The organism is Mesorhizobium sp. M8A.F.Ca.ET.202.01.1.1, assembly GCF_004791595.1.
Lineage (GTDB): Bacteria > Pseudomonadota > Alphaproteobacteria > Rhizobiales > Rhizobiaceae > Mesorhizobium.
This window is the reverse complement of sequence record NZ_SRUN01000006.1, coordinates 213,678-225,100: the sequence shown is the minus strand read 5'-3', so window position 1 is coordinate 225,100 and position 11,423 is coordinate 213,678. Positions and strand designations below refer to the sequence as shown.

Annotated in this window: 10 protein-coding genes; all 10 read right to left on the bottom strand. The window is 63.3% G+C overall.

Annotated elements, in window-relative coordinates:
• Nucleotides 1-46 precede the first annotated feature (46 nt).
• Nucleotides 47-868, bottom strand: a complete 822-nt coding sequence (locus EN845_RS15825) for a biotin--[acetyl-CoA-carboxylase] ligase (RefSeq protein ID WP_127871577.1) — start codon at nucleotides 866-868, stop codon at nucleotides 47-49.
• 4 nt (nucleotides 869-872) lie between these two features.
• The gene (gene nuoN, locus EN845_RS15820) at nucleotides 873-2,309 is read right to left on the bottom strand and encodes an NADH-quinone oxidoreductase subunit NuoN (protein WP_127871578.1); all 1,437 of its coding nucleotides are present in this window, start codon (nucleotides 2,307-2,309) and stop codon (nucleotides 873-875) included.
• Between the two features lie 19 nt (nucleotides 2,310-2,328).
• Entirely contained in the window at nucleotides 2,329-3,834 is a 1,506-nt protein-coding gene (locus EN845_RS15815) for an NADH-quinone oxidoreductase subunit M (RefSeq protein ID WP_127276496.1), read from the bottom strand.
• Nucleotides 3,834-5,807, bottom strand: coding sequence for an NADH-quinone oxidoreductase subunit L (gene nuoL, locus EN845_RS15810; protein WP_127871579.1), 1,974 nt, complete (start codon nucleotides 5,805-5,807; stop codon nucleotides 3,834-3,836). The genes EN845_RS15815 and nuoL overlap by 1 nt, the downstream gene beginning before the upstream one ends.
• A gap of 10 nt (nucleotides 5,808-5,817) precedes the next feature.
• A complete protein-coding gene (nuoK, locus tag EN845_RS15805) occupies nucleotides 5,818-6,126 on the bottom strand; it encodes an NADH-quinone oxidoreductase subunit NuoK (RefSeq protein WP_127276500.1) in 309 nt (102 codons plus the stop codon).
• A gap of 1 nt (nucleotide 6,127) precedes the next feature.
• Nucleotides 6,128-6,748: an NADH-quinone oxidoreductase subunit J gene (locus tag EN845_RS15800; RefSeq protein ID WP_127871580.1), complete on the bottom strand. Its 621-nt coding sequence runs from the start codon at nucleotides 6,746-6,748 to the stop codon at nucleotides 6,128-6,130.
• Nucleotides 6,749-6,980: 232 nt separating this feature from the next.
• Nucleotides 6,981-7,472 (bottom strand): NADH-quinone oxidoreductase subunit NuoI, encoded by a 492-nt coding sequence (nuoI, locus tag EN845_RS15795; protein WP_023763316.1) that lies wholly within the window; start codon nucleotides 7,470-7,472, stop codon nucleotides 6,981-6,983.
• The gene (gene nuoH / locus EN845_RS15790; protein WP_127871581.1) at nucleotides 7,472-8,515 is read right to left on the bottom strand and encodes an NADH-quinone oxidoreductase subunit NuoH; all 1,044 of its coding nucleotides are present in this window, start codon (nucleotides 8,513-8,515) and stop codon (nucleotides 7,472-7,474) included. The genes nuoI and nuoH overlap by 1 nt, the downstream gene beginning before the upstream one ends.
• A gap of 2 nt (nucleotides 8,516-8,517) precedes the next feature.
• Complete coding sequence (gene nuoG, locus EN845_RS15785) at nucleotides 8,518-10,599, bottom strand: NADH-quinone oxidoreductase subunit NuoG (protein ID WP_127871582.1); 2,082 nt, start codon at nucleotides 10,597-10,599, stop codon at nucleotides 8,518-8,520.
• Between the two features lie 73 nt (nucleotides 10,600-10,672).
• A complete protein-coding gene (locus tag EN845_RS15780; protein WP_127871583.1) occupies nucleotides 10,673-11,368 on the bottom strand; it encodes an NADH-ubiquinone dehydrogenase in 696 nt (231 codons plus the stop codon).
• Between the last annotated feature and the right edge of the window lie 55 nt (nucleotides 11,369-11,423).

The following is an 11,423-nucleotide window of genomic DNA, read 5'->3' as shown; positions in this document are numbered from 1 at the left end:
AAAGGTGTCTAACGGTTTTCAGTCCGGAATTGCCCAAAAAACAAAACTAAACCCGCGCGGACGCGACCGCACCGAAATGAACATCGCCGGCGGCGACCGTCAGAACAGCCCCCTCATCGTCGCGGATCACGAAACGGCAGTCCTCGTCAATGGTCTCGAACACGCCACGCACCACATTACCGTCAATTCTGACAGCAACCTCGCCGCCAAGGCCCGCGGCACGGGCCAGCCAGCGCTTTCTGATCGCGGCAAGGCCTCGTCCTTCGTCCCAAAGGCGGGCATTCTCGCTCCAGGCATCCGACAGCGCCAGAAAAAGCGTCTCGGCATCGCAGGCAGCGCCCAATGCATGAAGCGATGTCGCGGGATAGGGCAAATCCTGCGGGTGCGCCACCACATTGACGCCGATGCCGACCGCCACCGCGAAGCGGCCACCGTCGAGCATCGCCGACTCCAGCAGGATGCCGGCCAGCTTGGCCCCGGACGCCAGCACATCGTTCGGCCATTTCAACTCGAAGCGGTTCTGTCCCTGGCTCGCGCCGTCGAGGCCTACGGAAATGCGGCCCTTCGGCACCACCGCGTCGAGCGCGGCGGCCAGTGCCAGCCCGGCGACGAAACCGAGCGTCGCGGCAAGGCGCAGTTCGCCGCCGGTGATGACGAGCAGCGTCGCCGCCAGATTGCCTTCCGGCGTTGCCCAGGCCCGGCCACGCCGGCCGCGCCCGCTTTCCTGCTTCTTGGAAACGACCCAGAGCTTGCCGGGGTCGCCGGCGCGGGCATGGTCCAGCGCCAGCGCGTTGGTGGAGCCGACACTGTCATGCGCCTCGAGCCGGAACCCTTCCGACGCCGAGGTTGGAGCCAGCCGAAATGCCATCCCGTCAGAAAAATGTCTTGGCGGCGGCTTCGGCATAGGTGCCGATCGGCCCGCCGATCAGCACATAGAACAGCACGAAGGCGCCACTGACGCCGAGCACGACACGCAATTCGCTGGCCATCGGCACGAAGCCGCCGACCGGCTCATCGAACCACATGATCTTGATGATGCGCAGATAATAGTAGGCGCCCACCACCGAGGCCAGCACGCCGATGATCGCCAGCGCATAGAGATTGGCGTTGATGGCGGCGAGGAAGACGTACCACTTTCCCCAGAAGCCGGCGAGCGGCGGAATGCCGGCCAGCGAGAACATCAGGATGGTCAGGATCGTCGCCATGACCGGGTTGGTCGACGCCAGGCCGGCGAGATCGCTGATCTGTTCGACATTGCCTTCCTTGCGCCGCATGGCGAGGATGAAGGCGAAGGTGCCGAGCGTCATCACCAGGTAGATCAGCATATAGATCGCGACGCCGCGCACGCCGGCCTGGCTGTTGGCGGCAAGGCCGACCAGCGCGTAACCCATATGGCCGATCGAGGAATAGGCCATCAGCCGCTTGATGTTGGTCTGGCCGATCGCTGCGAAGGCGCCAAGCGCCATCGAGGCGATCGAGATGAAGACGATGATCTGCTGCCAGTCGGAAGCGATCGGCTTGAACGCGCCCATGGTGACGCGCACGATCAGCGCCATCGCCGCCATCTTGGGGGCCGCCGCCAGGAAAGCCGTCACCGGGGTCGGCGCGCCCTCATAGACGTCCGGCGTCCACATGTGGAACGGCACCGCCGAGATCTTGAAGGCAAGCCCGGCCAGCACGAAGACGAGGCCGAAAACGAGCCCAAGCTGGCGCTCGCCGCCGCCCAGCGCGGTGGCGATCTCCTGGAAACCGGTGTTGCCGGTGTAACCGTAGACCAGGCTGATGCCGTAGAGCAGCATGCCCGAGGACAGCGCGCCGAGGACGAAATATTTCAGGCCGGCTTCGGTCGAACGCAGATTGTCGCGGTTGATCGCCGCCAGCACATAGATCGCCAGCGACTGCAGTTCGAGGCCGAGATAGAGCCCGATCATGCCGTTGGCCGAGATCATCAGCATCATGCCGAGCGTGCAAAGCAGGATCAGCACCGGATATTCGAACTTGTCGAAACGCTCCGCCTTGGCAAAGCGCATCGACATGATGAGCGTCACCGCCGAGCCGACCAGGGCCAGCACCTTCATGAAGCGGGCGAAGGAGTCCTGGATGAAGGCGTGGCCATAGGCGCTGCCCTGCCCTGCGTGGAAGATCAGCCAGGCGCCTGCGATCACCAGCACGGCCACGGCAAGGCCGGTCACCGTACTTGCGGATTTGGAACGCGAATAGGCCCCGACCATCAGCAGCGCGAGCGCGCCGATGGCAAGGATCAGCTCGGGCGTCGAGAGCGACAGGCTGGAGAGAAGGTCCGGCGTCATGGTTCGCAAAACCCCTGGGTCAGTTCGCCGCCGCGGTCTGCGCGGCGCCGATGGATGCGGTGACATTGGTGACGAGCGACTTGACCGACTGGGCCGTCGCGTCGAAGACGGGTGCGGGATAGACGCCGAAGAAGATGACCAGCACGACCAGCGGATAGATGATCGCCTTCTCGCGGGTCGACAGGTCGAGCAGCCCCTTCAGGCTGTCCTTGGTCAGCGCGCCGAAAATCACCCGGCGATAGAGCCAGAGCGCATAGGCGGCCGACAAGATGACGCCGGTGGCGGCGAAGAACGCCACCCAGGTGTTGACCCGGAACACGCCGAGCATGGTCAGGAACTCGCCGACGAAGCCTGACGTGCCCGGCAAGCCGACATTGGCCATGGTGAAGACCATGAACACGGTGGCGTATTTCGGCATGTTGTTGACGAGGCCGCCATAGGCGGCGATCTCACGCGTGTGCATGCGGTCATAGATGACGCCGACGCAGAGGAACAGCGCGCCCGAGACCAGGCCGTGGCTGAGCATCTGGAAGATCGCGCCCTGCACGCCTTCCTGGTTCATGGCGAAGATGCCCATGGTGACGAAGCCCATATGGGCGACCGACGAATAGGCGATCAGCTTCTTCATGTCCTCCTGCATCAGCGCCACCAGCGAGGTGTAGATGATGGCGACGACCGACAGCGTGAACACCAGCGGCGCGAACATTTCGGACGCCAGCGGGAACATCGGCAAGGAGAAGCGCAGGAAGCCGTACCCGCCCATTTTCAAGAGAATGGCCGCCAGGATGACCGAACCGGCCGTCGGCGCCTCGACGTGTGCGTCGGGCAGCCAGGTGTGCACCGGCCACATCGGCATCTTCACCGCGAAGGAGGCGAAGAAGGCAAGCCACAGCCAGGTCTGCATGTTGGCCGGGAAGCTGTGCGTCAGGAGCGTCGGAATGTCGGTCGTGCCGGACTGGTAGAACATCGCCATGATGGCGAGCAGCATCAGCACCGAGCCGGCCAGCGTATAGAGGAAGAACTTGAACGAGGCGTAGACGCGCCGCTTGCCGCCCCACACACCGATGATGATGAACATCGGGATCAGGCCGGCCTCGAAGAAGACGTAGAACAGCACAATGTCCAGCGCGCAGAACACGCCGATCATCAGCGTTTCCAGCAGCAGGAAGGCGATCATGTACGCCTTGACGCGCTTCTCGATCGCTTCCCACGACGCCAGGATGCAAAGCGGCATCAGGAAGGTCGTCAGGATGACGAACAGCATGGAAATGCCGTCGACGCCCATATGGTAGGAAATGCCGGAGTCGAGCCAGGCGACCTTTTCGACGAACTGGAAGCCAGCCTGCGAATTGTCGAAGCCGGTCCAGATGAACAGCGAGATGATGAATGTGAACGTCGTGGTCAACAGCGCGATGGCGCGGATGTTGCGGCGTGCGTTTTCGCTGTCATCGTTGATGAACAGGATCAGCAGCACACCAACCAACGGCAGGAAGGTGACCAGCGAGAGGATTGGCCAAGCGGTCATCAGAGCATCATCCAGGTGACGAGTGCGGCAACGCCGATCAGCATGGCGAAGGCATAGTGGTAGAGGTAGCCGGTCTGCAGCTTGACGACGCGGTTGGTGACGTCGACGACGCGGGCCGAAACGCCGTCAGGCCCCAGGCCATCGATGATGGTCCCGTCGCCGGTCTTCCACAGGAAGGACCCGAGGCGCTTGGCCGGCCGCACGAACAGGAAGTCGTAGAGCTCGTCGAAGTACCACTTGTTGAGCAGGAAGGCGTAGAGCCCGCGGTGCCGCCCGGCGAGATCGACCGGCATTTCCGGCGAGCGGATGTAGAACTTCCAGGCCAATGCCAGGCCGATCAGCATGGCGATGAAGGGCGATAGCTCGACCCACAGCGGCAATTCGTGGATTTCGTGCAGGATATGGTTGTCCGCCAGGGTGAACAGCGACGCCTTCCAGAATTCGGCATAGCCCTCGCCGATGAAGGCGCCGTGGAAGATGATGCCTGCAAACAAAGCGCCGGCCGCCAGGATGAACAGCGGCACCAGCATCACCGGCGGCGATTCATGGACGTGATGCATCACCTCGTGGCTCGCCCGCGGCTCTCCATGGAAGGTCATGAAGATCAGCCGCCAGGAATAGAAGGAGGTGAAGCCGGCGGCGATCACCAACAGCACGAAGGCCAGGCCCGCAACCGAATTGTGCCCGGCAAAGGCCGTCTCGATGATGGCGTCCTTGGAGAAGAAGCCGGCGGTGCCGATGACGGTCACCGGAATGCCGACGCCGGTCAGCGCCAGTGTGCCGATCACCATCATCCAGTAGGTGGTCGGGATCAGCTTCCTCAAGCCGCCCATCTTGCGCATGTCCTGCTCGTCGGAGACGGCATGGATGACCGAGCCCGAGCCGAGGAAAAGCAGCGCCTTGAAGAAGGCATGCGTGAACAGGTGGAAGATCGCCGCGCCGTAGGCGCCGACGCCGAGCGCCACGAACATGTAGCCGAGCTGCGAGCAGGTCGAATAGGCAATCACGCGCTTGATGTCGTTCTGGACGAGACCGACGGTCGCGGCGAAGAATGCGGTGAAGGCGCCGATGAAGGTCACCACCGTCAGCGCCGAATGCGACAGCTCGAACAGCGGCGACAGCCGCGCCAGCATGAACACGCCGGCCGTCACCATGGTGGCGGCATGGATGAGTGCCGACACCGGGGTCGGGCCTTCCATGGCGTCGGGGAGCCAGGTGTGCAGCGGCACCTGCGCCGACTTGCCCATGGCGCCCATGAACAAGAGCAGGCAGACGACGGTCATCGCCGCCTGTTTGTCGAGCGCATGGCCGAGGAAGGTGAGCGCGGCGGCACCCTGTGGCGCGCCTTCAGCGGGAATGAACGTCGCCGCATTGGCGAAGATGGTGCCGAGATTGACCGAGCCGAACAGCACGAAGAGGCCGAAAATGCCGAGCGCGAAACCGAAATCGCCGACGCGGTTGACGACGAAGGCCTTTATTGCCGCGGCATTGGCCGATGGCTTCTTGTACCAGAAGCCGATCAGCAGGTAGGACGCGAGGCCCACCCCTTCCCAGCCGAAGAACATCTGCACGAGGTTGTCAGCCGTCACCAGCATCAGCATGGCGAAGGTGAACAGCGACAGATAGGCGAAGAAGCGCGGCCGGTTCGGATCGTGGTGCATGTAGCCGATCGAATAGATGTGAACCAGCGCCGACACGGTGTTGACCACCACCAGCATCACCACCGTCAGCGTGTCGATCCGCAGCGCCCAGGAGACGTCCAGCCCGCCGGACTGAATCCAGTGCAGCACCGGCACGGTGAACACCTCGCCATGGCCGAAACCGACGCTGAAGAAGGCGACCCATGACAGCACGGCCGCGATCACCAGGAAGCCGGAGGTGATGTATTCGGATGCCTTGGCACCGAGCGCGTTGCCGAACAGGCCGACGATCAGGAAGCCGAGCAGTGGAAGGAAGACGATCGCTTGATACATAGTCGCCCCGTCAACCCTTCATGGTGTTCACGTCTTCGACCGCGATCGAGCCACGGTTGCGGAAGAAGACGACGAGAATGGCAAGTCCGATGGCGGCTTCAGCCGCCGCGACCGTCAGCACGAACAGCGCGAACACCTGGCCGACCAGATCGCCGAGCGCCGCCGAGAAGGCGACGAAGTTGATGTTGACCGCGAGCAGGATCAATTCGACCGACATCAGGATGACGATGATGTTGCGGCGGTTGAGGAAGATGCCGAACACGCCGAGCGTGAACAGAACAGCCGATACGGTCAGATAATGTGCGATGCCGACGACCATCTCAGACTCCTTCGCCCGACTTGACCTTGCGGATTTCCATGCCGGTCGCCGCCGTGCGGCCGACCTGGGCGGCGATCGACTGCCGCTTGACCCCTTCCTTGTGGCGCAGCGTCAGGACGATGGCGCCGATCATGGCAACCAGCAGGATGAGGCCCGAAATCTGGAAGTAGTAGAGGTAGTCGGTATAGAGGATGTCGCCGAGCGCTGCCGTGTTCGAGCGCGCGGCGAGATCCGGGATGGGCTTTGCGACCGTCGCGGCGAGCTTCGGGGCGAATGTGTAGCCGCCCAGCACGATGATCAGCTCCGCCGCCAGGATCAGCCCGACCAGCGCGCCGATCGGCGCGTATTGGAGGGCTCCCTCCTTCATCTCGGCGAAGTCGACGTCGAGCATCATGACGACGAACAGGAACAGCACCATGACCGCCCCGACATAGACGACGAGCAGGATCATCGCCAGGAATTCGGCGCCGGTCAGCATGAACAGGCCGGCGGCGTTGAAGAAGGTCAGGATCAGGAACAGCACCGAATGCACGGGGTTGCGCGACGAAATGACCATGAACGCCGATGCCACCGCGACAAAGGCGAAGAGGTAGAAAAAGGCCGCCTCTAGTCCACTCAGCATTGGGGATCCCCCGGGTTCCTGTCCAAACAGGACACTCGCCCTGTTCGTTGTCTCTGGCTTCGTCGTACCGAAGCCGCGTTGTCCTATCGCATGTTCCGATCGGGTTGAAATACCCGATCGAAAGAAACATGCGACACTTTTGTCTTCCGGAGGATGATCTTGTCCAAAAAGTCTGCAACTTTTCGGGATCATCCTCTAGACGAGGCCCTTCGCCCCGTCCATGCGTCAAATATCAGCGATAGGGCGAGTCCAGCGAGATGTTGCGCGCCAGTTCGCGCTCCCACCGGTCGCCATTCGCCAGCAGCCTGTCCTTGTCGTAGTAGAGTTCCTCGCGCGTCTCAGTCGCGAACTCGAAATTCGGCCCCTCGACGATGGCGTCGACCGGGCAGGCTTCCTGACAGAAGCCGCAATAGATGCACTTCACCATGTCGATGTCGTAACGCACCGTGCGGCGCGTGCCGTCATTGCGGCGCGGGCCGGCTTCGATGGTGATGGCCTGCGCCGGGCAGATCGCCTCGCACAATTTACAGGCGATGCAGCGCTCCTCGCCATTGGGATAGCGGCGCAGCGCGTGCTCGCCCCGGAAGCGCGGGCTGACCGGCCCCTTCTCGTGCGGATAGTTGATCGTCTCCTTCGGCGCGAAGAACTGGCGCATCGACAGGAAGAAAGCGCTGACGAAATCCTGCAGCAGCAGCGATTTTGCGGCCTGGGACAAAGCGGACATCACGCAAACCCCGTGATCTTGAGGAAGGCCGCGGTGGCGACGACCATGAACAGCGAGATCGGCAGGAACACTTTCCAGCCCAGCCGCATCAGTTGGTCGTAGCGGTAGCGCGGCACGAAGGCCTTCACCATGGAGATGCCGAAGAACACGAAGCAGACCTTCAGCACGAACCAGATGACGCCGGGCACCCAGATGAAGGGCGCGAAGTCGAAGGGCGGCAGCCAGCCGCCGAGGAACAGGATGGTGGCCAGCGCGCACATCAAGACGATCGCGACATACTCGCCGAGGAAGAACAGCAAGAACGGCGTCGACGAATATTCGACCATGTGGCCGGCGACCAGTTCCGATTCGGCTTCGACCAGATCGAAGGGTGGCCGGTTCGTCTCGGCCAGCGCCGAGATGAAGAAGATGATGAACATCGGGAACAGGGCCAGCCAGTTCCAGTCGAGGAACGTGTTGGGCAGGCCGAGCCGTGTGCCAATTCCGTCATGCTGCGACAGCACGATATCGCTGAGGTTGAGCGAGCCGGCGGTGAGCAGCACGGTGACGATGACGAAGCCGATCGAGACTTCATAGGATACCATCTGCGCGGCCGAACGCAGCGCGCCGAGGAACGGATATTTCGAGTTGGACGCCCAGCCGCCCATGATCACGCCATAAACCTCCAGCGAGGAGATGGCGAAGACATACAGGATGCCGACATTGACGTTGGCGATCGCCCAGCCTTGGCTGACCGGAATGACCGCCCAGGCCGAGATCGCCAGCACGGCCGAGACCAGCGGCGCCAGCAGGAAGACGCCCTTGTTGGCGCCGGACGGGATGACCGGTTCCTTGAAGACAAACTTCAACAGGTCGGCGAAGGCCTGCAGCGTGCCCCAGGGGCCGACGACGTTCGGGCCCCGGCGAAGCTGCACGGCCGCCCAGATCTTGCGGTCGGCGTAGAGGATATAGGCGACGAAGATCAGCAGCACGACGATCAGCACGACCGACTTCAGAAGGATCAGCAGCGCCGGCAGCACGTAGAAGGAGAAGAAGGTGTCCATGCTTATTCCGCCGCCTGCTTGAAGCCGCTCTTGGCCAGTGCCGAGCATTCCGCCATCACGGCCGATGCCCGCGCGATCGGGTTGGTCAGATAGAAATCCTTGACCGGCGAGGTGAAGGCGCCCTTGTTCAGCCGCCCGCCGAGCTTCGCCACGCTGGCGATATCCTCGGCATTGCCGACAGCGACCTGGTCGATGCGGGCCAGATGCGGGTATTCGCCATAGAGCTTGGCGCGCAGCTGCGGCAGCGAGTCGAACGGCAGTTTCTTGCCCAGCACGTCGGACAGCGCCCGCAATATGGCCCAATCCTCGCGCGCATCTCCCGGTGCGAAGCCGGCGCGGTTGGTCTGCTGCACACGTCCCTCTGTGTTGACGTAGGTGCCGGACTTTTCGGTATAGGCCGCCGCCGGCAGGATGACGTTGGCGCGGTGCGCGCCTGCGTCGCCATGCGTGCCGACATAGACGACAAAGGCGCCGCCGGTCTTGCTCATGTCGATCTCGTCGGCACCGAGCAGGAACAACACATCCGTCTCGCCCAGCATGCCGGCAACGTTCTTGCCACCCTCGCCCGGCACGAAGCCGAGGTCGAGGCCGCCGACGCGCGCCGCCGCATTGTGCAGCACGGCAAAGCCGTTCCAGTCGGCGCGAGCAGCATTCACGGCAGCGGCGAGCCTGGCCGCCTGGCCGAGCACGGCCGCACCGTCGGCGCGCGCCAGCGCGCCCTGGCCGACGATGATCAGGGGATGCGTCGCCTTCTTCAGCGTCTGGAAGAACTTGCCGTTGCCGTCCGCCAGATCCTTGAGCGAGTCCGGCCCGGCGCCCAGTTGTTCGTAGTCATAGCGCGTGTCGCCGACATCGCCGATGACGCCGACCGGCAGATTGCCGAGGCGCCAGCGCTTGCGGATGCGGGCATTGAGCACAGAGGCCTCGAAGCGCGGATTGGCTCCGATGATCAGCACCGCGTCGGCCTGCTCGATGCCTTCGATGGTCGGGTTGAAGATATAGCTGGCGCGTCCGAGCGCCGGATCGAGCGCGGCGCCGTCCTGGCGGCAATCGGTGTTCTTCGAACCGAGCGAAGCCATCAGGAGCTTCAACGCAAAGATTTCCTCGACCGCCGCGAGATCGCCTGCGATCGCGCCGATCTTCTCAGGCGTCGTCTTCGACACCGCGTCCTTGATAGATGCGAAGGCTTCGGCCCAGCTCGCCGGAACCAGCTTGCCGTCCTTGCGCACATAGGGGCGGTCGAGGCGCTGCGTGCGCAGGCCGTCCCAGATGAAGCGGGTCTTGTCGGAAATCCATTCCTCGTTCACGGCCTCGTTGACGCGCGGCAGGATGCGCATCACTTCCCGGCCACGGCTATCGACGCGGATCGCCGAGCCGACGGCGTCCATGACGTCGATGGATTCGGTCTTGGTCAGCTCCCACGGCCGCGCCTGGAAGGCGAAGGGCTTGGAGGTCAGCGCGCCGACCGGACAGAGATCGATGACATTGCCCTGCAGCTCCGAGGTCATTGCCTGTTCGAGATAGGTGGTGATCTCGGCATCCTCGCCACGGCCGATCAGGCCGAGTTCGGAAATGCCGGCGACCTCGGTGGTGAAGCGGACGCAGCGCGTGCAATGGATGCAGCGGTTCATCACCGTCTTGACCAGCGGGCCGATATACTTGTCTTCGACCGCGCGCTTGTTCTCGTGATAGCGCGAGGAATCGACGCCGAAAGCCATCGCCTGGTCCTGCAGGTCGCACTCGCCGCCCTGATCGCAGATCGGGCAATCCAGCGGGTGGTTGATCAGCAGGAATTCCATCACGCCTTCCCGGGCCTTCTTGACCATCGGCGTGTTGGTGAAGATTTCCGGCGGCTCGCCGTTCGGACCGGGGCGCAGGTCGCGCACGCCCATGGCGCAGGAGGCCTGCGGCTTGGGCGGCCCGCCCTTCACCTCGATCAGGCACATGCGGCAGTTGCCGGCGATCGACAGCCGCTCATGGAAGCAGAAGCGCGGCACTTCCGCGCCCGCGTCTTCCGCCGCCTGCAGCAGCGTGTAGTGGTCGGGTACAGTGATTTCTTTCCCGTCGACCTTGAGCTTTGCCATTCGTCTCAAACCCCTGCGGATTTCCCGCAATCTCATTTCCCGGGCGCGGCAGGAGCAGCGCCCGACATTTCGTTTACTTCTTGGCGGCCAACGCCGCGGCCTGGGCAGTCCAGTCGTCACGGCCGATACGGCCGTTGAACGAGAGATAATCGTCGACCCAGGCGATCTCCTGCGGCGACCATGCGGCGATCTGGGCGTAGGTCCAGATACCCAGGCCGTTCAGCACCTTTTCCAGCTTCGGACCGACGCCCGATATCGCCTTGAGGTCGGACGGTTTCGCCGGCTTCTCCATGGCCTTGGGCTGCCTGAAATCTTCCGGCAGCAGCACATCGGAGGCCTCACCCGCTGCCGGAGCGGCATTCGCGGTCGGCACGATGACAGCGGCTTCCCTGGCTGCGATATCGGTGACCTCCTGGGCGAAGGACTGCGCCTCGGCAATCATGGTCTTCGCCGTCGCCCGCGCCCTGGCGGACGACGAATTCGCGCCCTCGAATTGCTCGACGCGTGCCTCGAAATCCTCGATCAACGGCTGCATGAGCCGATGTGACGCCTCGGCGGCTCCCGAAAGCGCTCCCATCCAGACGCCGAAGGCATGATTGGCGAGCCCCATGCCAAGCGCCGACATCGCCACCGCACCCGCGACAGGATGCGCGAAAAGGTTGACGGCGCTGGCCATCTCCTTCGGCATCATCCTGGTCAGGTCCTGGTTCATCTTCTCGATCTGGTCCAAATTGGGCATCAATGAGTAGGGTGTCGAATACGGCGCCATAGAGTTCTCCTGGTCGTTTCTTCGTCCGCCCCGCCCTGTTTTCTTCCCGAGTTCA

Bases quoted from the DNA above. Each gene is read 5' to 3' on its own strand.
- EN845_RS15825 (WP_127871577.1), bottom strand. From the start codon at position 868: ATGGCATTTCGGCTGGCTCCAACCTCGGCGTCGGAAGGGTTCCGGCTC.
- nuoN (WP_127871578.1), bottom strand. From the start codon at position 2,309: ATGACGCCGGACCTTCTCTCCAGCCTGTCGCTCTCGACGCCCGAGCTG.
- EN845_RS15815 (WP_127276496.1), bottom strand. From the start codon at position 3,834: ATGACCGCTTGGCCAATCCTCTCGCTGGTCACCTTCCTGCCGTTGGTT.
- nuoL (WP_127871579.1), bottom strand. From the start codon at position 5,807: ATGTATCAAGCGATCGTCTTCCTTCCACTGCTCGGCTTCCTGATCGTC.
- nuoK (WP_127276500.1), bottom strand. From the start codon at position 6,126: ATGGTCGTCGGCATCGCACATTATCTGACCGTATCGGCTGTTCTGTTC.
- EN845_RS15800 (WP_127871580.1), bottom strand. From the start codon at position 6,748: ATGCTGAGTGGACTAGAGGCGGCCTTTTTCTACCTCTTCGCCTTTGTC.
- nuoI (WP_023763316.1), bottom strand. From the start codon at position 7,472: ATGTCCGCTTTGTCCCAGGCCGCAAAATCGCTGCTGCTGCAGGATTTC.
- nuoH (WP_127871581.1), bottom strand. From the start codon at position 8,515: ATGGACACCTTCTTCTCCTTCTACGTGCTGCCGGCGCTGCTGATCCTT.
- nuoG (WP_127871582.1), bottom strand. From the start codon at position 10,599: ATGGCAAAGCTCAAGGTCGACGGGAAAGAAATCACTGTACCCGACCAC.
- EN845_RS15780 (WP_127871583.1), bottom strand. From the start codon at position 11,368: ATGGCGCCGTATTCGACACCCTACTCATTGATGCCCAATTTGGACCAG.